This window comes from Paenibacillus sp. FSL R5-0623 (assembly GCF_037974265.1).
Classification (GTDB): Bacteria; Bacillota; Bacilli; order Paenibacillales; family Paenibacillaceae; genus Paenibacillus.
The window spans coordinates 2,983,852-3,008,721 of sequence record NZ_CP150233.1; the positions used below are offsets into that span (position 1 = coordinate 2,983,852).

Annotated in this window: 11 protein-coding genes and 1 riboswitch; all 11 genes read left to right on the forward strand. The window is 46.8% G+C overall.

Annotated features, from left to right (window positions below; all coding sequences use genetic code 11):
- Window positions 1–4: 4 nt before the first annotated feature.
- The 11 genes from MKY92_RS13230 (at window position 5) to MKY92_RS13280 (ending at window position 24,857) form a co-directional block, all read left to right on the forward strand.
- On the forward strand, window positions 5–1,348 hold the full coding sequence (locus tag MKY92_RS13230) for an ATP-binding protein (protein WP_339301117.1): 1,344 nt from the start codon (window positions 5–7) through the stop codon (window positions 1,346–1,348).
- Complete coding sequence (locus MKY92_RS13235; RefSeq protein ID WP_339301119.1) at window positions 1,345–3,564, forward strand: DEAD/DEAH box helicase; 2,220 nt, start codon at window positions 1,345–1,347, stop codon at window positions 3,562–3,564. The genes MKY92_RS13230 and MKY92_RS13235 overlap by 4 nt, the downstream gene beginning before the upstream one ends.
- A gap of 147 nt (window positions 3,565–3,711) precedes the next feature.
- Window positions 3,712–3,822, forward strand: a riboswitch (purine riboswitch).
- Between the two features lie 106 nt (window positions 3,823–3,928).
- Window positions 3,929–4,882, forward strand: a complete 954-nt coding sequence (locus MKY92_RS13240) for a DMT family transporter (RefSeq protein ID WP_017688752.1) — start codon at window positions 3,929–3,931, stop codon at window positions 4,880–4,882.
- 432 nt (window positions 4,883–5,314) lie between these two features.
- Window positions 5,315–5,740 (forward strand): cupredoxin domain-containing protein, encoded by a 426-nt coding sequence (locus MKY92_RS13245; protein ID WP_165980157.1) that lies wholly within the window; start codon window positions 5,315–5,317, stop codon window positions 5,738–5,740.
- 96 nt (window positions 5,741–5,836) lie between these two features.
- Entirely contained in the window at window positions 5,837–6,859 is a 1,023-nt protein-coding gene (locus MKY92_RS13250) for an SDR family oxidoreductase (protein ID WP_339301121.1), read from the forward strand.
- A 155-nt stretch (window positions 6,860–7,014) separates the two neighbouring features.
- On the forward strand, window positions 7,015–14,517 hold the full coding sequence (locus MKY92_RS13255; protein WP_339301123.1) for a fibronectin type III domain-containing protein: 7,503 nt from the start codon (window positions 7,015–7,017) through the stop codon (window positions 14,515–14,517).
- A 125-nt stretch (window positions 14,518–14,642) separates the two neighbouring features.
- Window positions 14,643–15,353, forward strand: coding sequence for a trehalose operon repressor (treR, locus tag MKY92_RS13260; RefSeq protein ID WP_076249494.1), 711 nt, complete (start codon window positions 14,643–14,645; stop codon window positions 15,351–15,353).
- Between the two features lie 173 nt (window positions 15,354–15,526).
- Window positions 15,527–18,862 carry a DUF5107 domain-containing protein gene (locus MKY92_RS13265; protein WP_339301124.1) on the forward strand — a complete coding sequence of 1,112 codons (3,336 nt, stop codon included), beginning with the start codon at window positions 15,527–15,529 and terminating at the stop codon, window positions 18,860–18,862.
- A gap of 51 nt (window positions 18,863–18,913) precedes the next feature.
- A complete protein-coding gene (locus tag MKY92_RS13270) occupies window positions 18,914–21,241 on the forward strand; it encodes a beta-galactosidase (protein ID WP_339301125.1) in 2,328 nt (775 codons plus the stop codon).
- A gap of 383 nt (window positions 21,242–21,624) precedes the next feature.
- Window positions 21,625–22,605: a glycoside hydrolase family 5 protein gene (locus MKY92_RS13275; RefSeq protein ID WP_339301126.1), complete on the forward strand. Its 981-nt coding sequence runs from the start codon at window positions 21,625–21,627 to the stop codon at window positions 22,603–22,605.
- 182 nt (window positions 22,606–22,787) lie between these two features.
- Complete coding sequence (locus MKY92_RS13280) at window positions 22,788–24,857, forward strand: bifunctional aldolase/short-chain dehydrogenase (RefSeq protein WP_339301129.1); 2,070 nt, start codon at window positions 22,788–22,790, stop codon at window positions 24,855–24,857.
- The last annotated feature ends 13 nt before the right edge of the window (window positions 24,858–24,870 follow it).

Below are 24,870 nucleotides of genomic sequence, written 5' to 3' on the forward strand. Positions count from 1 at the left end.
GGCAGTGACAGAACTTAAAATACCAAAGCGGCTGACCACCGCACTTGTAAATTCATTAACGGCGGGTGTTGTCCCGCGCATAGGACTGGAGCAGATTGCTGTTGGTCGGAAACCGGAAGTGGAAGCCATCTTGCGGGATATGGACAATATTGCGGAGGGTGGCGCTGCGTTTAAACTCATTACTGGCCGTTACGGTAGCGGTAAAAGCTTTCTTTTGCAGATGATTCGTAACTATGCGATGGACCGTGATTTCGTTGTGGCAGATGCGGATCTGTCACCTGAGCGACGATTGGTGGGAACCAAAGGGCAGGGACTTGCTACATATCGCGAACTGATGACTCGTCTGTCTACACGCACACGCCCGGATGGGGGAGCGTTGGAGCCAATTTTGCAAAAATGGATCGCAGGGTTGCAACAATCCACGATGCAGAGTCAGAACCTGCGCCCGGATGATCCCGCTCTGCCGCTTGAGGTAGAGAAGCAGATCTATGCAGTGACGGGGGAAATGCAGAATCTGGTCCACGGCTTTGATTTTGCCAAGGTACTGGCGTCATACTGGAACGGGTACAAGCTGGCAGATGATGATCGCAAACAGGCGGCGCTTCGCTGGCTTCGAGGAGAGTTTGCAACCAAAACGGAAGCAAAAAAAGAACTGGCTGTTGGGGTTATCATTGACGATGACAACTGGTATGACTACTTCAAATTGTGGTCTGAATTCACAGCACGCATTGGTTACAAAGGATTGCTGTTGTTCATTGATGAAGCGGTGAATCTGTACAAAATTACAAACAGTGTCTCCCGTCAAAGCAACTATGAGAAATTGCTGACCATGTTCAATGATACGATGCAGGGCAAGGCAGAGCACCTGGGCATATTTGTAGGCGGTACGCCGCAATTTGTGGAGGATGAACGGCGCGGATTATACAGCTATGAAGCGCTTCGCTCCAGGCTTATTGATGGTCGTTATGCAGCCAAAGCGTATGCGAATTACACAGGTCCGATCCTGAAGTTGGCGATGTTATCGCATGAAGAGATTCTGATTCTGCTCCAGAAGCTGCGACAGATTCATGCCCTGCATTTTGGATACAGCGCAAGTCTGACGGATGAACAATTGGTTGATTTTATGCAAACGGCGGTGAACCGGCTGGGTGCGGATGAATTGCTGACCACGCGTGAAGTGGTACGCGACTTTATGGATGTATTGCACACGTTACACCAGAATCCCGAAGTGACATATACTCAATTACTTGGCGAGCGGGTTGCCCAACCTCAGGAAACGGGTAAAGGGGAAGATGCTTCAGCAAATACGGATGATCTGGACGATTTCCTGGCGGAGTTTGAATTATGAGTGATAATCCGTTCTATCGGCTGGCGCCGTTTGTTCAGGAATTTATTTATAAAAAAAGATGGGAATCGCTTCGTCCTGCCCAGATTGAGGCATGCAATATCTGTTTTCATACCCCGCATCATATGCTGATTGCGGCGGGAACGGCCTCTGGCAAGACGGAGGCGGCTTTTTTTCCTGCATTGACCGAGCTGTATGAGCGGCCTTCCAAATCGGTTGGCATTTTGTATATTGGACCTCTGAAAGCCCTGATTAATGATCAATTCGAACGTCTTAAGGATCTGTTATCTGAAGGAAATATTCCGGTTTGGCATTGGCACGGGGACGTACCTCAGGCGGAGAAAACAAAACTGATGAAAAATCCGTCCGGTGTGCTCCAGATAACGCCTGAATCGCTGGAAGGTCTGCTCATGAATCGACCAAATGCAATCCCGGCACTGTTTCATGACCTGCGGTATGTCATTATCGATGAGGTGCATGCTTTCATGGGAGCGGATCGGGGGATTCAAGTACTCAGCGAACTGGCCAGAATCGAGCGTATGGCTGGCTGTGCACCGCGAAGAGTGGGCTTGTCCGCTACACTTAGTGACTATGACGCGGCTACATCTTGGCTTGCTGCCGGAACGCAGCAGGGGGTGGATGTGGTCTCTTCCCCGGGCGGTCGCAAGCTGCGACTGCGGGTGGAACATTTCTCTTTTCCAGATGCGCAGGACGAGGAGCAGGCGGAGCAGCTTCATAACGCACGCAAAGCCTACTACGACTTCATTTATGAGAGCACACATCGTAAAAAAGCGTTGATCTTCACCAACAGCCGCACAGATGCTGAAGTCACCATTCTTGAGATGCGACGGGTCGCGGCTCGCAGGCAGGAACGTGATGTGTTCCATGTGCATCATGGAAGTATCTCGGCCATGCTGAGGGAAGAGACGGAAGCTGCCCTACGCACCGGATCGGGGCCCGCGGTTGCTGCGGCAACGGTCACGCTTGAATTGGGCATCGATCTGGGCGAACTGGAACGTGTGGTTCAGCTCGGTGCACCGTATAGTGCTTCGAGCTTTGTACAGCGTCTGGGACGTTCAGGGAGACGAGAGGATATGGCATCAGAGATGCTTTTTGTATGTCCGGAGGAAGAGGACGAGGAAGCGCAATTGCCAGCACGTATGCCCTGGACGTTGATGCGTGCGATTGCTGTTATCGAACTATATGTAAAAACGAAGTGGGTCGAGCCGCTTGAAGCTCGCAAAATGCCCATAGGTGTGCTCTACCATCAGACGATGAGCATGTTGAAAAGTATGGGGGAGGCGGAGCCGAGAGATCTTGCAGAAGCCATCCTTTCATTGGCTCCATTTGCGTTGATTAGACCTGATCAATATCAGGTTTTCCTGAATTACCTGATTGAGACGGATCATCTGCAATGGACAGAGGATCGAACATTGATTATCGGTCTGACTGGTGAGAAAATCGTGAATAATTATCGCTTCTATGCGGTGTTTAAGGATGATGAGGAACATAAAGTACTAAACGGCTCGGAAGAGATTGGTTCGATTACAACCGTACCCCCACCGGGCTATTGCTTCTCGCTCGCAGGCAAACTGTGGAAAGTGGAAGAGGTCGATCACAAGCACAAGGCTGTGTATGTGAAGTCAGCAAAAGGTAAAGTAGATACGTTATGGCTTGGAGCGGGAGGAGATATTCATACGTCGGTGGTACAGAAAATGCGTGAAGTGTTGTCCGACTCCGTGATCTATCCCTACCTGTCGCCACAAGCCGTCAATCGACTTGAACGGGCACGCCGCCTAGCTCGTGAAAGCGGACTGTTGAAGCAGGTCGTCATTCCGGCAGGGGGAGATTCGATGTACGTTCTTCCTTGGGTGGGGAGTAAATCATTCCGTACATTGGAGCGCCTGATGAAGCATAATCTGTTCAAGAAACTTGCCTTGCGTTCGGTTGTGCCCATGGAGCCATATTATTTTGTAGTGTCCGGCAAGGTAGATGAACGAACATTGTTAGCCGAGATTATGAGTGAGTGTCGGACGGCTGAAGACGCATCTGCGTTACTGGCTGAAGATGAAGCGCCTTATCTGGGCAAGTATGATGAATTTGTCGCGCCGCCTTTGATCCGTGAGGCTTTTGCCGTAGATGGGCTGGATCTGGATGGATTGAAGGCAGGTTTAAAGCAAACATTGGAGTGGGACTCCTCAGGCTCCAACCGGATATGACGTTTTTACGTAATCAGAGTACTCGAAGAATGGTACAGCGATCGAAGCGACTCGGTGTAATAATTCAGTTCAACTTTTTATACGGAATAGGGTTGACACCATCTCACCTCCCATGTAATATATGAAAAGTCGTCACACACGAATTACATCAAATTGCATATATCATTTCGTATAACCTCGCAGGCCGAAAGTGTACACAGGGCGAGGGTCTCTACGGGAAGCCTATACTTCCTAACTACGATGCCAAGGAATCAATGTATTCCTTGCTCGTAGTTAGGATTTTTTGCATTTAGATGGTGTCTGTGACCTTGGCATGAACCAACATGCGGGCGTATTTTTCTTATCATCAGGAGGTTTATTCACAATGAAATATTATCTGTCCGTTCTCGCGGGAGCGATGAGCTATGGCATATTATCCACGATTGTGGTTCTGGCGTACGGCGAAGGATATAAACTTGGAGAGGTTGTGGGAGCACAGCTGATCACAGGTTTTCTTCTATCCTGGATGCTGGCGCTATACACAAAATTTAGAACAAAACGTAAGTCACAGGCAAATGGCAAAGCATCAGGAGCCGTGGCACAGGTATTCAAACGGTTGACGTGGAAACAACGTCTGATATTGATGGCTGCTGGAACACCAACGGTAATTACTGGTCTCGTGTATTATCAGTCTTTACGTTATATCCCGGCTTCACTTGCCATTATCCTGTTGTTCCAGTTCACATGGATTAGCGTATTGATTCAGGCGATAAGCAAACGTCAACGTCCAGACAAAGTCACGTTCCTGACGTTGATCATTCTGTTTGGTGGAACCTTGCTGGCAGCGGGTTTCCTGGAACAAGGATTGGGTGAGTTCAACGGTCTGGGTATTGCTCTTGGTCTAATGGCAGCCGTAAGTTATTCCTTGTTTGTATTATTCAGTGGCAAAGCGGTTCCTTCAGCGCATCCAGCCTTCCGCAGTGCGTGGATGGTTACAGGCGGATTGATCCTGCTGTGCATTTTGTTCCCACCGACATTCCTCTTTAACGGATTGATCTGGAGCCAGTTGCTTGTATTTGGATTGCTGCTTGGATTCTTCGGGGCTTTCATTCCACCAGTACTGTTCGCTATCGGCGTTCCGCATATTGGTGGTGACATGGCCGGAATCCTGGGTGCAGTGGAGCTTCCAATTGCAGTATTGTTATCCTCAATCGTGCTCCATGAGCATGTCAGCGGATTGCAATGGTTCGGAGTCATTATTGTGCTCATTGGTGTAGCCCTGCCAGAGTTGTATAAATTACGAATGAGAAGAAGTCGGAATACACCGATCTATTCCTGAGTTATACAAAAAGGGATATTGCGAAGCATGAACGGGAATACCCGTAGATAAGCCTGAGAAATCAGGCTTTTTTGATTGAAATATTCTATATAATTTGAACTAACATTTACACGAAACGGAGAGGACAGAAATAACCTGAAGAAGCGAAGCGTGCGCCTACAAGCTTTCTGCAAGAAAGCTACATCGGAAGCATACGCTATTCCCGGATTTTACCCTTTGAAAAAGGAAATCAAAAAATCTGGGGATAACAGCGATCGAAAGGTTGTTCTGTCATCGGAGTGTCCAGTGTAAATATTCTTTAGTCCCACTTATATGGCTCAACCGCAATAGCCCAGAGGGGTCATTTTCATTGTCATGCGAATCAGGTATGCTTAAAGAATACATCCGTCTGTGGATTGAATATTGATGGGACATCGAATGAGGAGTGTTTATATGAAAAGCTGGTTTGGAAAAACATGGCCTTGGTTAACACTGGGCCTGACCGTTGTTGTATTGCTTGGATCATTTTTGGTTTATTTTATGGGCAAAGACCTATCCCCGGGATCGGGAAGTGCTGTAACTGCACAAGCCGAGACAGCGGAGGATTTGAAGGGATATGAAGTCATTGATGTGGACGTGAGCAACGATGGTTTTGGACCAGACGTTATCGAGGTGAAAGCTGGCGTACCGACCAAAATCAACTTTATTCTGACCCGGTCGGTGACACATGTGAAATCAGTGGGATCACAAAAGCTTGGCATGGATCTATACATGCAAAAGGGACCCAATTATTATACGGTCGACAAAGATCTGCCCAAGGGAGAATATGAGATCCATTGCGGCATGTACATGATATATGCAACGATTAAGGTCGTATAAGCAGAAGGAGCAAAGTTTCGGGTCACCGAGCTTTGCTCCTTTTTTTGGTGCGTGATATCATGAGAAAGTGGGTAAAATCGATCAGGAGGTGGCTAAATGAAAGCGCTATTTATTGGAGGGACAGGCACCATCAGTACGGCCATTACGGAGATGCTTGCACAGCAAGGCTGTGAACTGTATTTAATTAATCGCGGCAATCAGAACGTTGACTTACCTAGTGAGGTCAACGTACTTCAAGCGGACATTAATGACGAGACACGTGTAGCGGAACTGATAGCTGATCTGGAATTTGATGTTGTGGCGGATTTTATCGCTTTTGTACCGTCTCAATTGGAGCGAGATTACCGTTTGTTCAAGGATAAAACCAAGCAGTTTATTTTTATAAGTTCAGCATCCGCGTATCAGACACCTTTGGCTGATTACCGGATTACGGAAGGTACGCCCTTATCGAATCCATATTGGGAGTATTCTCGCAACAAGATTGCCTGTGAAGACTATCTGATGAAACAATACCGCGAGCATGGGTTTCCTGTGACCATCGTGCGTCCGAGTCATACGTATGGCGACAAATCGGTACCTCTCGGTGTTCATGGTGCTCAAGGCAGCTGGCAGGTTCTCAAGCGTATCCGTGAAGGCAAACCCGTTATCATCCACGGAGATGGCACCTCACTGTGGACCATTACGCACAATACTGATTTTGCCAAAGGGTTTATCGGGCTTATGGGAAATATTCATGCCATTGGTGAATCGGTACATATCACCTCGGATGAATCCGTCACCTGGAATCAGATTCATGAGATTATAGCTGACGTGTTGGGCGTTAAGCTTCATGCGGTACATGTACCCTCTGAGTTCTTGGCAGCATGTAGCGATCAGGATCTTCGCGGCGGATTGCTGGGTGACAAAGCCAATACCGTTGTGTTTGATAACAGCAAGCTGAAGCGGCTTGTTCCGGATTTTGTAGCAACGACAAGAGCAGATCAGGGCATTCGACGTACGATTGAGCATATTCTGGCGCACCCTGAATTACAGACCGAAGATCCGGAATTTGATGGTTGGTGTGACAAGGTCGTTGGCGCATTGGACGAAGCGTTATTAAAGATCAGAGATGAGAAATGAGAAGTAAGGCGTTCATGATCAAGTGTTTACATTCATGCGCTTAATCGTTATAATCAAGAAAAAATGACACTTGTTAGGGGAGGCACCCCAACTTAGGACATCGTTCCTTTGTTGGGGTGCCTCCTTTTTTTGTGTGCCAAAAAGGAGAGTAGACGTTGAAGAAATCAGGAAAACGTGTGAAGAAACAAGCGGAACAGCTAACCAAAGTGGTACTGGCATTTGCGTTATTATCACCTCAAGCCCTTTTGCTTGAATGGGGCGCAACGACGGTAATGGCTGAAACGGTTGAAACGATCGGGATTGTATCCGATACGTCCAGCATGAAGGCTGTACAGTCCTCCAAGGTGAAAGTGGAGATGAACAGTGACGGTAAATACAGAATTGTATTACTACCAAACACAAATGTATTTTACGGTGGTGATACAGGGAATGTATCCACCATTATCGACCACAACGGATCTCCCGTGAACTTCAAAACATTGCCGCTAAATTATTATCGAATTAACAATAATGTGATTGAAATGTCCCGGCAAAAGGACAATGTCGAATATATTTTGCGTGTATCTATCGTTAATGCTACCTCACAAGGTGGATACATGAAGGTTGAACTGGAAGCCATCAACCGCAGTGGATCGGCACTGAATTTGGGTGGAACATTTTATTGGGATACGATGGTGAATGGCAATGATGCATCTCCGTTTGAAGTCATCGAGAATGGATGGCGCAATTACAGCGGCGGTGTTCAGGTGACGGCTTTTTATGCGAATACGTACAATGTTGTGAATGCAGATCGCATATATATGGGCCAGTACAGTAGTCCAGACAGCGCCCAACTCACGGGAGGGTCTTCACCTTCAGCGTTCACTCCAGGCCAGACCGTTACGGCGAGTGATACAGCTGCACAATTTTGGTGGGACGCCAAGACAACAGCGAATCAGGCTTCACGTAAATTTTCAACCATTGTGGGGATTGGCCCCAAAAATGCTCCGCCTTCATTTACACTAACGGCTCCTTCTTCGGGGCAAACGTATTACAAAGGCGAGCAACTTCAGATCTCTGGTACAACACGAGATACGGATGTAGGCGACCTGTTGACTGTGAAATGGTCCATTGATGGTGGGTCGGAGAACATTCTGACCCAGATGGCCGCGACGGGTTCCGATCAATCTTTCAACACCAATTACACGTTGCCTGATACCCTGCCAGATGGTACGCATACGTTGCAAGTATGGGTCATGGATGACAAAGGTGGGGTGTCCTCAGCAGGAACCGTTAACTTTACAGTAAGAAGTTTTGTTGTGCCCGGAACGCCGACATATACATTGATTAATTCTAATAACTTGACGGTAAATTGGGAAAAGAAGGCGAATGATGCATCCGTTACGTATGAACTGAAGAATATGACGACGAATCAGATCGTGGATACAGGTATATCAAACAGTCGGCAGGTGACTGGACTCACTCCGAATACCAGTTATTCTTTTGCTGTACGAGCAAAAAATTCAAGTGGTTCCTATACGGGTTACTCCAGTCCATCCACCAAATATACATTGGCGAATCCACCCGCTGCTGCGGCTGTGACACAATCAGGCAACTCAGTTACAGCGAGTTGGAATAATAATAGCAATCCTGCGGGCACCCAATACAAAACGGAAATACGCAGTCCAGGCGGGCAAGTCCTTGCAACAGGAACAACAACGTCCACACGTACAGCGTTTGCGCTGACCGGGCTCGCGGACGGAAAATATGAAGTGTTTGTGGCGGCGCTGAATGGCGAAGGGATACAGACCCCGTATATATCCGCTGGAGAGATGATTAAAGATACGACGGGTCCAACTGCTCCTTCCGTTACAGTCACTCCATCCTTATGGACCAAGGAAGATGTTCTCGTCACGGTTGAAGAAGGAAAGGATGCCTTAAGCGGAACTCAGAAGACTGAAGTGAAAGTTGGTCCGGTAGGAGAATGGCGTGAATACAGCGCTCCGTTTACCGTAAGCAGTGAAGGCAACACAACTGTTATGGCACGCAGTATTGATGCGTTTGGTAATACGGGACAGGAAACGGTTGTGACAGCCAGGGTAGATCGGACGGCGCCAACGCCACCTGTCATCTCGCTGAATCCGCCCGATTGGACAAAAGCGGCGGTAATCGTGACATTAACGGAGGGTACGGACGAAGCAAGTGGCATTAGTCTGACACAGTACAAGCTGGGAAGTGAGGGAGAATGGATCGATTACAAGAATCCTTTTACACTGAATGAAGAGGGGATAACCGAGATTTACGCACGAAGTGTTGATCGGGCCGCCAATGTCAGTGCTTCCACTTCGGCAACAGCCAGAATCGACAAGACTGGGCCTGAGCAACCAACGATTACGTTAAGTGAAGAGGATTGGACGAATCAGGATGTAACTTTTGCGATAAACAGTGGTGAAGATACGGGCAGTGGGCTTGCCAAGAGTCAATATCGACTTAACAAAGAAGGTCCTTGGATCGATTATACGGGCGAAGTGACGGTTACCGATGAGGGAGAAACGATCGTATATGCACGCTCACTTGACCGTGTAGGCAATATAAGCACGTCCGCTCAGGCTACAGTTCGAATTGACACGACAGCTCCAACCGAGCCGGTGATTCGTTTAAGTCCTTCTGGATGGAGTAAAGAACATGTGCAATTCACTATCGCTGGAAGTGTGGATGAACAAGCGATATCCTATGAATACAGCATGAATGATGCCGCGTATATGACAGGAAATACAGGTACAGTTAGTACAAACGGCGCTACCACCATTCGGGCCCGAGCAAGGGATACCGTTGGCAATGTAAGCAAGGAAGTGAGTCGAATCGCCTATGTGGATCAGATGGCTCCCACGATTACTTTTGCACCGAACGGACATGGCTGGACGGACACGGACATATCCACTACCATTCAGTATGCCGACGCCCACTCAGGCATTCAGGAATTGGAACGATTCTATCAAGTTACGAACAGTGCAGAATCACCGGATCATTGGCTTGAAGCTCGCTCTGACCAGCATCAAATATCCATCGAATCGGAAGGCATATGGTACATCCATGCCAAAACCATGGACAGAGCAGGGAATACATATGAGACAACATCTTTGCCTTATCAGATTCAACGCAAGCCTGAGCAACCAAGTCATGTGAAAATAACACAGATTGGTGAGACATCAGCTGAACTTACAGTGGATCTGCCAACGGGGGAAAGGTATACCGATGGATATCAGTATGAGATAACGAATAAAACAACAGGACAGTCATGGACACTGGATTATCCTAATCACAGTATAATCGATCACTCCCTAAGCGGTGGTCAGGTCTATGAATATGAAGTTAGAGTGAGAAACCATACCGGAGTAAGTGATGCAGTAAGCGTTCAAGTATTAACTACCCCGGCAGCTCCCGGAACGTTGCACGTTCGAAAAGTAGATTCACAGCCCAATTTAGCCGAAATTCAATTTGATTCAGTACGAGGAGCAGATGCTTACCGCATCATCGCGACTACTTCGGACGGTGCCACCGTATTTGATCAGACGGTATCTGATCCTGGTAGCCTTCCCTATGTCAGCAACCTCGTTCCAGGAACCATTCATAACATCTCGGTAACGGCAATGAATGAAAGTGGCGCAGGTGGTAGCAGTAGAGCCGGATTTCTCACACTGCCGGCAATGCCCGGTGAGTTTATGGCCGTTCAAATTCAGGAGCATGATATTTCATTAGAATGGGAGACAGTGACTTCTGCAACGTATTATGGTCTTTCACGCGATGGAACAGCCATATATGAAGGAGAGCAGACGGAGTATCTGGACTCGGGTCTGGATAGCGGAATGGAGTACAGCTATGCGTTAATTGCCGGAAATGAGACAGGACCAGGAGCGTTGGCAGCATTACCTTTGCTAAAGACGTTACCTGGACAGGTGTCCGGTTTACAGGTATCAGATGCTTCCACCGCGAGCCTTCGTCTGAATTGGGAGGCAGTACGAGGAGCCGATCGTTATGAGTTATGGTTGAATGGAGAGAAGTCGGGAACGGTTCCTGCTGGAACCCAAGAATGGGTCTTTGCGGGACTGAGTTCAGGAACATCTTATCAACTGGATATACAAGCAGTGAACGGAAGTGGACAGGGGATGCGCAGTTCGGTATCAGGAACAACGTTACCAGAAAGCCCGTCGGGACTTCACGTTGTTCAAGTAACTGAACAGGTAGCAATCTTGAGCTGGAAGCCTGTTGCTGGGGCAACGAAATATCGGGTGGTCATCGATGGACAGAGCCATGAGATATCAGATACACAACTCGCAGTTCACCACCTGTCAAGCAGTCGTGAGTATACCTATGAAGTACAGGCGGGCAATGCTACCGGGTACGGTGCATCCACCAGTAGTACAATTCTTACGCTACCTAGCAGGCCGGAAGGACTGAATGTCTCATCGACTGGTGAGACAAGTATAGGACTTGCATGGCAAGCTGTAGATACGGCGAATCTCTATATTGTGAAAATCAATGGAACAGAAGTGGGCAGAACATCAGAACTGGCCTACACGGTTGAGGGATTATTGCCAGGTACAGAGTACACTTTGGAAGTTCAGGCTACGAATGCTTCTGGTACAGGTGAGACAGCGCAGCTCATCCGATTGTCTAAACCTGTGTCGCCTGCCGAAGTACTTGTTGATCCAGGAGTACATCATGCAAAAGTGTCCTGGTCTATGGTGGAAGGTGCCGCTGAATACGTGATTGAGCAGAATGGCAAGGAGATCTATAGAGGAATGGAGAATGGAGCAACGATTACAGGGCTCCAGGATGGAACGTGGCATCGCTATCAACTATGGGCTGTCAACAGACAGGGAACTCGTTCTGAAGCGACGGATGTATCTCTGCTGACTTTGCCTGAGAAACCCGTTAAGGTTGCAGTATATGATGTGGCAAAAAACAGCCTGGGTCTGGATTTCAGTGACACTGATGTTCAAGGGGCAGATCATTACGTCATTGAACGGGATGGAAGAGAGATCACTCAGATGGATTCAAGTGAAACCAAATTTGTAGACAAGGATCTGTTGCCAGGAACGAAATATACTTATGCGATTCGGGCAGTCAATGGGAGTGGAACAAGTGCGCCGCTTACTTTCAGTGTAATGACTCAAACATTGCCATTGGTTGCAGAAAGTATCACAGTGAAAGCCAAAACACATGCGGTGGATCTGGCTTGGGATGTTGTTCAGGGAGCGGCTGCATATGAAATTCGTAATCGGGTAACGGGAGATGTGCAGAGCGTGTCTGAACCGTCTGTACATCTCAATAGCATGCTGGATGGCACAGCGTATGAATTCGAACTTGTTGCGATTAATGAAGATGGTTATCGGTCAGAGCCTATTCAGATTCAGGTTTTAACGAAACCCATATCACCTCAGACGGCAGGCATAACACACATCACAGATCAGACTGCGGTATTGGACCTGACTGGAAGCTCCACACGGGGAGCAGAGCAATTCATTATTATGCGGGATGGTGTTGAAGTCGCTAAGGTTCCAGCAGATCAAACTTCATTTGAAGATGATGGACTGACACCAGGAGCGCATTACACATATACCATCAAAACATCCAATGCAACGGGAGAGAGTGATTCCGGTTTCGAAGTTTACTTACGAACGTTGCCTGCGACCATTCATGAACCTTTACATGCAAGTATGATTGGGGAAAAGGAGGGATGGATCTCTTGGACAAAGGTACAAGGTGCGGAGGGATATACCATAGTTATTGGAGATCAGATCATCACCACGATTGAAGAAGGGGATATCACAGAGGTGAGATTAACTCATCTGGAGAGTGCAACCCAATATGATCAGGTACAGATTATTCCTTATAATACGGCTGGTTCAGGAAGCCCAATGACCGTGACTCCTTTTTACACCTTGCCTCATGTTGATTCACTGGAAATGATGATATACCCCGAGACTGATCATGCCAAACTGGAATGGGACTTCCCTTATGGGAACGAAACTTTCGTTATATTACTGGATGGTACAGAAGTATACCGAGGTAAACAAAAAGAGTTTATTATTGATCAACTGGATGCAGGCAAGCAGTACCCGATTGAAATCTACACAGAGAATGACCAGGGAGATGCATCGGAGAAGCTCGTGTATTCTGTCCTGACCAAGCCAGCTGCTCCTGTCAAAGTAGAGTTTAATTCAGCGAAGGACCACATTCGTCTTATATTGGAACAGAGCCGGGTCGAAGGTGCCGAGTTGTTTATCATTGAGCGGGATGGTGCGGAGATTGCTCGTGTTCCTGCAGACGAACTGTTCTATGACGACAAGGAACTCGAACCGGGCGTGAATTATATCTATACAGTGAAGACCATGAATGCCTCGGGCAGTAGTGATGGTGGTTATTACCTTCATGCAATGACTTTGCCCGGTAGTGCTTCTTCTCCTCCTGTAGTAGAGGGGCGTTCCATGTATGGTGCAGACATCGTATGGGAACTGATTCCTGGTGCTGCGGGTTATCGAGTTTATCGAAATGAAGAGCTTGTGGGAACAACAACGGAGACATCCATACATGTGTCTGAATTAATCAGTGCAGAGCGTTATACTGACTTTGCAATCATTCCATTTAATGAGGCAGGGGAGGGTGAGGCGCTCCAGGTTCCGGAATTCGAGACATTGCCTTCCGAGGATCTGACAGTTGCAGCCGTAGCGCAAGACACAAGTGCGATTAAGCTAAATTGGGAACTGGATTCCACGAATGAGGTGGTTGTGATCACCCATAAAGATCGTGAGATCTATCGTGGCACGCAGCGAAGTTATGTATGGACAGGATTGAATGCCGAGCAGCATTATGAAGTGGAAGTATGGACGGAGAATTCAGCGGGTGAAAAAAGTGAAAGCAAACGGGCAGCAGCCATGACTTTTCCGTTTTCACCATCCGCCTGGAGCGGTAGTGGTACAGCTTCAAATCCAGCAGATACTTCGGAACAAGCCGATGAGGTGAGTTCACAACCTGAAACCTCTGAGCAACCTGATGTACCTGCGAAAAAAAATATAAAATTTATTGATATCAGCCAAACATTCAATAAAGATCAGATCACCTGGCTGGCGGAACAAAATATCATTCAAGGTGTAAGTGAAACTCGCTTCGAGCCACGTCGTCCGATCACGCGTGCAGAATTTACCGCATTAATCGTGCGTCTGATGGGTGTGGACACAACGGTTAATGAACAACATGGATTTCAGGATGTGAACGATGAGGATTGGTTTGCTCCTGAGATTAAGGCAGCCGTTCATCATGAGATGGTTCAAGGAATGGGGAACGGCAAATTCTCTCCACATGCGCTGGTGACACGGGAACAGGCATCCAAGATTATAGCAAATGTTGTTCGTAAAATCAGAACGGAACCGCTGACTTCCCCAAGAACGTTTACCGACCAGACTGATGTATCTAATTGGGCCAAAGAAGAAGTGCAGGAACTTGCAGGTTTGTACATGATTACCGGATATGAAGACGGCAGCTTCCGTCCCATGCACCACTTAAGCAGATCCGAAGCTGCAGCGCTGATCTTCCGTTTAAATAAGCTGATTCAAGTCATGGATGAGAAGCGCATAGATCAAGTGGAGAAAGCGTCAGCGTTCGATCGTCATATCTAGATTGAATTGATTCTACATGTGATACTGCAATCATCGGCAGTAACGACATTACCGCTTGATTGGTTTTTAATGTTATAATAGTTGCCAATATGATAAAAAAGGGTAATGAACAATGGTGATGAATAATGAATAATAAATTTATCCGGATATATGAAGATATTGCAGATCGTATTCGGACTGGAGAGATTGAGGCAGGTACGCTGCTTCAATCGGAACTGGATCTATCGGAAAGTTATCAAACGTCTCGAGAGACTATTCGCAAAGCATTGAAAATGTTGTACGAAGAAGGTTACATTCAGAAGATTCAAGGCAAGGGCTCGATTGTACTGGATATACGCAAGATCGATTTTCCCATCTCAGGTCTGGTTAGCTTCAAGGAATTGGCCAAAAAAATGGGACATCGTGCTCAAACGTATGTGAAGGTTTTCGAGGAGCAACAGGTGGATCAGGCGTTGCACAAGAAGATTAACTTTGGTCTGAATGAACAGGTCTGGGAGATCAGACGTGTGCGCAAAGTGGATGGAGAGCACGTCATACTGGACAAAGATTACATTAGCCAGCGGCTTGTTCCTGGGCTCAGCAAAGAGATCTGTAATGATTCCATCTATCAGTACATTGAGCAAGAGCTCGGGCTTTCCATTTCGTTTGCCAAAAAAGAGATTTTGGTGGAAGAACCCACCGCCGAGGACAGGGAACTGCTTGACCTTGAAGGTTTCCACAATGTGGTTGTGGTGAGGAGCCAGGTGTACCTGGAGGATGCCAGTCAATTTCAGTATACGGAGTCGAGGCATCGACCGGACAAGTTCAGATTTGTGGATTTTGCACGACGCAGATAAGTTAATCAAGATCGATCAGAGAGTACCTTTCACTGTATTATTCAGTGGACAGGTACTCTCTTTGGTTATGGGGGAATCCGAAGATCGTCCATCAAGAACCGCTTAATGTCAATGTTCTTCCTGCATAACGGAGGGTATGATCACAATATATACGAGGCCGAGGAGTGAGGGAATTGAATCACGTGACAGCGAAATCAAATGTTCGCATATGGGAAGAAACCAGAGATATTCCAACCTATGGTACAGGTAAACCGGACAAAAATCCGATGTTTCTTGAAAAGCGAATCTATCAGGGAAGTTCGGGTAAGGTGTACCCGCATCCTGTGATCGACAGCATTGAAGATGATGCCAAAATGAAGTCGTATCGATTAGTTATTCTTGAAAATGAATATGTACGTATCGAGATGATGCCCGAACTGGGGGGACGGATCTATCGTGCGCTGGATCGGACCAACAACTACGATTTTGTATATTATAACCGGGTGATTAAACCTGCACTTGTGGGTCTGGCAGGGCCATGGATTTCCGGAGGAATTGAATTCAACTGGCCACAGCATCATCGGCCAAACACTTTTGGTCCAGTCGACTATACATTTGGCAGTAATGAAGATGGAAGCGCTACCGTGTGGGTGGGTGAGATTGATCGCATGTATGGTACCAAAATGACCGCTGGCTTCACACTACATCCTGGCAGAGCCTATCTTGAAATCCATGCCGAGGTATACAATCGCACCAGCGCACCTCAAACTTTTTTATGGTGGGCCAATCCGGCTGTAGCTGTCAACGATCATACGCAATCTGTGTTTCCACCTGATGTAACGGCTGTGCTGGACCACGGAAAACGGGACGTATCCCGCTTTCCCATCGCAACCGGAACCTATTACAAGATGGACTATTCTGAAGGTGTGGATATCTCGCGATACAAAAACATACCGGTTCCAACATCCTATATGGCTTATAAGTCGGATTATAATTTTGTGGGGGGTTATGACCACGGGGTTCAGGCAGGTTTGTTGCATGTAGCCAATCATCATATTTCTCCGGGCAAGAAACAATGGACCTGGGGGAACGGGGAATTCGGGCAAGCCTGGGATCGCCAGTTAACGGACGAGGACGGGCCTTATATTGAATTAATGACCGGGATTTATACCGATAATCAGCCTGATTTTACGTGGTTACAGCCCTATGAAGCGAAATCATTCTCGCAGTATTTTATGCCGTATAAAGGAATTGGTATGGTCAAAAATGCAACGATTGATGCAGCGGTTAATCTGGAAATGGACGAAACGACCGGAATGGTAACCGTGATGGTATATGCGACGTCGGTTTTTGAACAAGTGACCGTTGAAGTGATAGGATCAACCACGGTATATCTCCATGAGAGATGTAATATCTCACCTAGGGAACTATATAAATCTTCATTCCCGTGGAGCGGACAAGATGAATGGCATCAATTGAAGTTAAGTGTTCGAACTGCGGAAGGAAGACAGCTTGTGGCCTATCAGCCTGAACGTTCTGAGATTCAGGAAGTTCCAGACCCGGCCACACCACTCCCGCTACCATCCGAGATTCGTACGAATGAACAACTATATCTGGCGGGTCTTCATCTGGAGCAATATCGGCATGCCACGTATGAACCGGAACCTTATTATCTGGAAGGTTTAATGCGTGATGCAACGGATATTCGTCTAAACATTGCGTATGGCACATTGCTGCTGCGTAGAGGGTTGTTCCAAGATGCAGAGAAGCATTTCAGACAGGCCGTACAATCGCTGACATGGAAAAATACGAATCCGTATGATAGTGAAGCTTTTTACCAACTCGGTCTGAGTTTGAAACTACAGGGGAAACAGGAACAAGCCTACGCAGCACTGTATAAAGCCGTATGGTCTGCACAGTATCAGGATACGGGTTATTACATGCTTGCTCAGATCGATACGGCGTTACATCGGAACATCGAAGCGTTGAATCACATCGAACGTTCGCTGATTCGTAATACCAGAAATTATAAGGCTCGGCATCTGAAGGTGGCTCTGTTACGTAGATTGGGTCAAGATAAACAGGCGATCCAATATGCGCGTGAGACACTGGAACTGGACCCGGTTGAATTTGGAGCTGCACATGAATTAGTCCTGATCTATAGCAGAGCGACTACACCTTCAGAGAGAGAAGCGGGGCAAACACATGAGCATTTCCATCGTCTGATGCGAGGAGACGTTTATAATTATCTGAATCTAGCCGCAGACTACGCGGATTGTGGATTGTGGGAAGAAGCACTGACGGTACTCTCTTATGTTGAATCCGAAATTGCACAGCCGTATCCTATGGTTGGTTATGCTCGGGCTTACTTGTATCGTCAGCTGGGGGATGTGGAGCAGGCCCGGGAGTGTCAAAAGCAGGGGAAAGCTGCTCCAACGGATTATTGTTTTCCTAATACGTTATTTGAATTCATGGTGCTTCAGGATGCATTGGCAGTGGATTCGAATGATGCGCGTGCTCACTATTACCTGGGAAATTGGTTATATGATCATAAACGATACGAGGAAGCAATCACCCATTGGGAAACTTCACGCGAGGTGGATGCTGCATATTCGACTGTACATCGGAATCTGGGACTGGCTTATTATAACAAGTCGAATCGTCCCGATCTTGCACTGGCAGCATTGGAGGAAGCTTTCCGATTGGATTCACAGGATGCCCGAATCTTCTACGAGTTGGATCAGCTGCGCAAGAAGATGGGGTATTCCTGCGAGCATCGAATCAAACAGCTGGAAGATCACATGGAGCTGGTTCATCATCGTGACGACCTGTACATTGAGTGGGTAACTTTATTGAATATGCAGGGTAGCCATCAAGAAGCATGGAATGCCCTTCAGACCAGGCGATTTCATCCATGGGAGGGTGGAGAAGGCAAGGTAACAGGACAATATGTTACGGCACTGACGGAACTGGCAAAGCAAAATCTGGAGAAACAACAACCTGAACTAGCATTGGAATTGTTGAAGAAGGCTTTGGTTTACCCGGAGAACTTAGGTGAAGGTAAATTGGAGGGAGCCGGAGACAACCCCGTTTACTTTTATCTTGGCTGTGCCTACCAGCAACTGAAGAGTAATCAGGCGGCAGAGGAAAGTTTCCACAAAGCATCCATCGGTTTGAATGAACCGGCAAGCGCGATGTTTTATAATGATCAACCGCCGGAATCCATCTATTATCAGGGTCTGGCCTGGCAGAAACTTGGCAATGTGAAGGAAGCAAACCGACGCTTTAACAAACTCATTGACTATGCGGAAAGACATATGCATGATCACATCCGAATGGATTATTTTGCGGTATCTCTGCCCGATTTTCTAGTATTCGACGACGATCTCAATCAGCGAAATGAAGAACATTGCAGGTATATGCGGGCATTGGGTCTTCTGGGACTGGATCGAACGAGTGAAGCCGAACTTGAGCTGGAGCGGGTACTGGAGAAGAATCCCAATCATCAAGGGGCAATCATCCATCGTTAATTGATAATCGTTTCAACACATCCCATTTATATCGAAGGAGTTATATAATCCATGAATGATATAGCAGGTAGCCAGATTCGCTTTATATTGGACGCGGAAGACAAAGAGATTCGTGCGGGTCGCATGACTGGCAGTGGCGGCAAAAGCCCACGAGGGGAATCGTACGATTTTACCAACTATTATATGACTCGTAATGCTAAACCCCATATTCCCGTGGTAGGTGAATTTCATTTCTCCAGATTCGCTTACTTGCAGTGGGAAGAAGAATTACTGAAGATGAAGGCAGGCGGGGTGAGCATTGTCGCTTCGTATGTTTTCTGGAATTTTCACGAGGAGCAGGAAGGCGAATTTATTTGGTCAGGAAATCTGAATTTGCGGCACTTTGTGGATCTGTGTGGCAAACATGAGCTGCCGCTGATTGTGCGAATTGGTCCATTCTGTCATGGGGAAGTGCGTAATGGGGGGATGCCGGATTGGCTATTCAGTTATCCTTTCGAAGTCAGGTCGAACGATGAAGGGTATCTATATTACGCCAAGCGATTATATCGGGAGATTGCCCGTCAGCTCAACGGCTGTTTTTATCAGGAGGGTGGCCCTGTGATCGGGGTACAGTTGGAAAATGAGTATATGCACGCTGGCGCACCCATGGATGCCTGGGGGTATACCCGCGAAAAATACATTACCTCCGGCCGGGATGGACGAGAACATCTGAAGATGCTTCGCCATATTGCCGAAGAAGTCGGTATGAAGCCGATGTTCTATACTGCCACGGCCTGGGGCAAAGCTGCGGTGCCTGAAGAAGGAACGTTGCCTATGCTCGCGGGGTATGCATACACACCATGGATTCCCAATCAGCCTCCAAGCCGGGAGTATTTATTCCGGGATCTGCATATGAATCCTGTGGAAGAAGTGGATTATGACAGTCTGGAGTATCCTGCTGCGTATTGCGAGCTTGCTGGGGGCATGCAGGTCAGTTATCACGCTCGTCCGGTTGTTGATGCGGACAGTGTCGAGGCGATGACCATTGTGAAACTTGCGAACGGAAGCAATCTGGTTGGGTATTATATGTATCACGGAGGGACCAATCCGATAGGCAAAAATTCACATATGAACGAACAGGCATTGCCGAAAATGACATATGATTACCAATCTCCACTCGGGGAATTTGGACGTATTGGTGAATCGTATGACCGCATTCGTACCTTGTCCATGTTCCTCGAGGCATACGGTGAGTTGCTTGCGCCAATGGGTTGTGTTGTACCGGATGGTCAACAATTGATAACCCCGGAGAACACGTTGGATTTGCGCTGGTCTGTTCGGCAACAAGCAGGCTCTGGATTTCTGTTCATAAATAATTATCAGGATCATGTGGGGATGCCTGATCAAGATATCCAATTGGAACTGCATACCAGCAAAGGGACTGCTTCTTATCCCAGAGAAGGAACGATGCGGCTGAAATCCGGCATGGCGGCCATTCTGCCTTTCCATATGAATCTGAATGGAATGAAGATCATTAGTGCTACCGTTCAGCCACTGATCCGATTCATGGTAAATCAGGAGCTTACAGCTGTCTTTTATGCCCATGAAGGTATGGCGCCTGAGTATGTTGTTGATGCAACATCTGTTACAAATGTGGATATGCCCGAAGGTACAGTATCTGAGCAGGGAAATGAGGTTGTGATACACCCGATTGCCGGCAAGGACCATCATCTACGAATCACGACATCGGATGGGGTGGGAATACGAATCATTACGTTGACCCGTGAAGAGGCCTTGAATGCCTACCGTTTCCGTGTGGACGGAGAAGAAAGGCTTGTAATTAGCAGCAGTCATCTGTATATGCAGAATGAGATGCTCATATGTACATCTGTGGAGCAATCAGAGATCGAGGTATCCTTCTATCCGGCTCCAGAGCATGTTTCAGCTTCCGAATATGCTGTGTCATCACAGTCGAAGCCGGGAATATTCGGTACGTATACATTCCAAGTTTCGCCTTACGAGCCTGCTGTAGAGGTTGATTACCCCAAAGAGTATGCAGCAACACTGAGATTGGACACAGCGTGGCCGGAACAAGTAGATGACGTGTGGGTTGAGATTGATTATGAAGGAGACGTTGCAACAGCACATATTCATCATCAGATGTTAACGGATCATATTCACTATGGACACAGCTGGATGCTTGGTTTGAAGCAATCCCGTCATTTGCTGGCTGATCACGCGCTTCGTCTGTCTATAACCCCAATTCGAAAAGGGACGACTGAGAGTTATGTTAATCAGGCTTATGTGGAGCGGTTTGAGGGCGTGGAGATCGGGAAGTTTAATGAGATTCGGGTGAGACCACAGTATCGGGTTGGGTTGGTACTGACGGGTGTTAGGTGAAGACGCTTATTCAAATCAGGAGTTAAACAACAGATAAATAACAGATAAACAAGACTTAAACAACAGTTAACTTTCGTTAATAATACAGAGGGTTCTTTCTCCGAACGATGGTGAGGGGAGAGAGCCTTTTTTGCTGTGTTATGTAAAAACAAATGATTCCTAAAGATGGTAAAAAGATCTTGACTGGTAAGCGTTTTCAATTTATTATAATTTCATAACCTTAACGATAAAGTTTATTTAAACTAAATAACGTAAATTAAATAAAGTTAATTTTTATTTATTTAATAACCAAAAAACTTCTATTACCAACGATTTTAGTTAACTTCTTGCCTACTAGCAGGGTTAATTGAAATAAAAAAACAAATACAGGAGGTTCCAAACGAATGGTTAATCTGAAAAAGTGTACAATCTTCACGGTTATTGCTGCTCTCATGTTCATTGTATTAGGGAGTGCAGCACCCAAAGCATCTGCTGCTACAGGATTTTATGTAAGCGGTAACAAGTTATACGATTCCACAGGCAAGGCTTTTGTCATGAGAGGTGTTAATCACGGACATTCCTGGTTCAAGAATGATCTGAATACCGCTATCCCTGCCATCGCCAAAACAGGTGCCAATACGGTACGTATTGTTCTTTCGAATGGTAGCCTGTACACCAAAGATGATCTGAACGCTGTTAAAAATATTATTAATGTGGTTAACCAAAATAAAATGATAGCTGTACTCGAGGTACATGACGCCACAGGGAAAGATGACTATAATTCGTTGGATGCGGCAGTGGACTACTGGATTAGCATTAAGGAAGCTTTGATTGGCAAAGAAGATCGGGTCATCGTCAACATCGCCAATGAATGGTATGGGACGTGGAATGGAAGTGCATGGGCTGATGGGTACAAAAAAGCCATTCCGAAACTCCGAAATGCGGGAATTAAAAATACGCTAATTGTAGATGCAGCCGGATGGGGACAGTTCCCTCAATCCATCGTGGATTATGGACAAAGTGTATTTGCAGCCGATTCTCAAAAAAATACGGTCTTCTCCATTCATATGTATGAGTATGCTGGCAAAGATGCTGCAACGGTCAAAGCCAATATGGAAAATGTGCTGAACAAAGGATTGGCTCTGATCATTGGTGAATTCGGGGGATATCACACAAACGGTGATGTGGACGAATTTGCCATCATGAGATATGGTCAGGAAAAAGGGGTAGGCTGGCTTGCCTGGTCGTGGTACGGAAACAGTTCCGGTCTGAACTATCTGGACATGGCTACAGGTCCGAACGGAAGCTTGACCAGCTTTGGTAACACCGTCGTTAATGACACGTATGGTATTAAAAACACTTCCCAAAAAGCGGGGATTTTCTAATCCGCCAATGAAACAGGAACACTCTGACGGTTACGTCAGGGTGTTTTTTTAATAAAATAGCTCAATCTATAATGACTTTTGAATTTTTCCGTTTATATTTAAAATCTTTTGTTTTCAAAACAAAACAAAGATGATAAACTCGGATTAGGAATAAAACAAACATTATCGGAGGGAAACGAATAATGGTACAGAGTTTATGGGATGCATCACAGGCTTCTGAGAAAACAACAGGACTTGAGCAGTTGGTTTACCGATCCAATCTGATTGGATCTGATCGCAGTGTATGTAACATCTACGGTGGTAATACGTCTACCAAAACGACAGTGAAGGATTTTCGTGGTCGTGATGTAGAAGTAATGTATGTGAAGGGAAGCGGCTCTGATCTGGGTTCGATGGAAGCGAAACATTTTACCGGACTTGGGCTCGAAGACATTCGACCATTAATTGAACGTGAATCCATGTCGGATGAAGAGATGGTTGAATATTTGGGACATTGCATGATTGATGCCAAGCATCCGCGCGCCTCTATCGAGACTCTGCTGCATGCGTTCCTTCCATATAAACATGTGGATCATACACACCCGGATGCCATTATCAGCCTGTGTTGTGCGGATAACGGCAAGGAATTAGCGAAAGAGATCTACGGTGATCGATTTGTATGGGTGCCTTACGTACGTCCAGGTTTTACGTTATCTAAAATGATTGCTGAAAGCGTATTCTCGAATCCCAATGCCGAACTCGTATTGATGGAAAAACACGGACTTGTCACTTGGGGTGAAACATCCGAAGAATGTTACGCTCAGACAATCAAGATTATCAATGAAGCGGAAGCATTCATCGAAGCACGGGTGGACGAAGGAAGTTTGTTTGGTGGTGTGAAACACCCGGCACTTGCCGCTGATGTTCGGCGTCAGATCGTATCACGTGTAATGCCAACGATTCGTGGAGCGGTATCGGATAGCAAAAAAATGATTTTGTCCTTTGATGATCAAGAGGACGTACTTGCTTTTGTGGGCGGAGCAGATTCCCCGGAATTGTCTCAGGTGGGCGCAGCTTGCCCGGATCATCTGGTACATACCAAAGTGGTACCTCTGTTCATTGATTGGACACCCAATGCGGAAGATATTGAAGGTTTAAAAGCCAAGCTGGTAGAAGGTGTGGCTGCCTACAAAGAGCAATATCAGCAGTATTTTGAGAGCAACAAAAACGAAGGTGATGTCATGTTCGAAGCGGCACCTCGCGTAATCCTCATTCCAGGTGTGGGCATGATCAACACAGGTAAGAGCTGGGCGCTTTCCCAAGTAAGCGGAGCGTTGTATCATAGAGCGATTGCCGTTATGCGTGGAGCTACTAGCCTGGGTCAATTCGTATCACTCAGTGCAAACGAATCTTACAATGTGGAATACTGGCCGCTGGAATTGTACAAATTGTCTCTGGCTCCGGCCGAAACGGAGTTCTCACGCAAAGTGGCGTTTATCACAGGTGGCGCAGGCGGGATCGGAAGTGAAACAGCACGCAGATTGGTATCTGAAGGCGCACATGTGGTGCTTGCTGATCTCAACCTGGAGGGCGCACAGAAAGTAGCACAGGAAATCAATGATCAGTACGGTACGAATCGTGCTTATGCCCTGAAAATGGACGTCACCGATGAGGAAGCCGTTCAATCTGCGTATGCTGATGTTGCGGTGCAATATGGCGGAGTGGATATTATCGTGAACAATGCCGGATTGGCCACATCCAGCCCATTTGACGAAACGTCCCTGAAGGAATGGAACCTGAATATGAATGTTCTGGGTACAGGATATTTCCTTGTGGCTCGCGAAGCATTCAAGCTGATGAAACAACAGGGCATTGGGGGAAGCATGGTATTTATCGGGTCCAAAAACTCGGTGTATGCAGGTAAAAGTGCTTCTGCTTACAGCTCAGCAAAAGCGCTGGAAGCACATCTGGCACGTTGTATTGCAGCAGAAGGTGGAGAGTATGGCATTCGTGTCAACACGATTCTTCCAGATGCCATTCTACAGGGTTCAGCAATCTGGAACGGTTCCTGGAGAAATGAACGAGCAGCTGCATATGGAATTGAACCGGATCAATTGGAAGAGTATTATCGCAAACGGACGACATTGCTCGTGAATATCTATCCAAGAGATATTGCAGAAGGAATTGCATTCTTTGCTTCTTCGAAATCCGAAAAAACAACCGGTTGCATGATGACCATTGATGGCGGTGTACCGGCAGCATTTACACGTTAAAATAGGAGGGTTC

What these genes read in the sequence shown, in the direction of transcription:
- MKY92_RS13240 (WP_017688752.1), top strand. Translation starts at nt 3,929, where the DNA reads ATGAAATATTATCTGTCCGTTCTCGCGGGAGCGATGAGCTATGGCATA.
- treR (WP_076249494.1), top strand. Translation starts at nt 14,643, where the DNA reads ATGAATAATAAATTTATCCGGATATATGAAGATATTGCAGATCGTATT.
- MKY92_RS13235 (WP_339301119.1), top strand. Translation starts at nt 1,345, where the DNA reads ATGAGTGATAATCCGTTCTATCGGCTGGCGCCGTTTGTTCAGGAATTT.
- MKY92_RS13245 (WP_165980157.1), top strand. Translation starts at nt 5,315, where the DNA reads ATGAAAAGCTGGTTTGGAAAAACATGGCCTTGGTTAACACTGGGCCTG.
- MKY92_RS13250 (WP_339301121.1), top strand. Translation starts at nt 5,837, where the DNA reads ATGAAAGCGCTATTTATTGGAGGGACAGGCACCATCAGTACGGCCATT.
- MKY92_RS13270 (WP_339301125.1), top strand. Translation starts at nt 18,914, where the DNA reads ATGAATGATATAGCAGGTAGCCAGATTCGCTTTATATTGGACGCGGAA.
- MKY92_RS13275 (WP_339301126.1), top strand. Translation starts at nt 21,625, where the DNA reads ATGGTTAATCTGAAAAAGTGTACAATCTTCACGGTTATTGCTGCTCTC.
- MKY92_RS13280 (WP_339301129.1), top strand. Translation starts at nt 22,788, where the DNA reads ATGGTACAGAGTTTATGGGATGCATCACAGGCTTCTGAGAAAACAACA.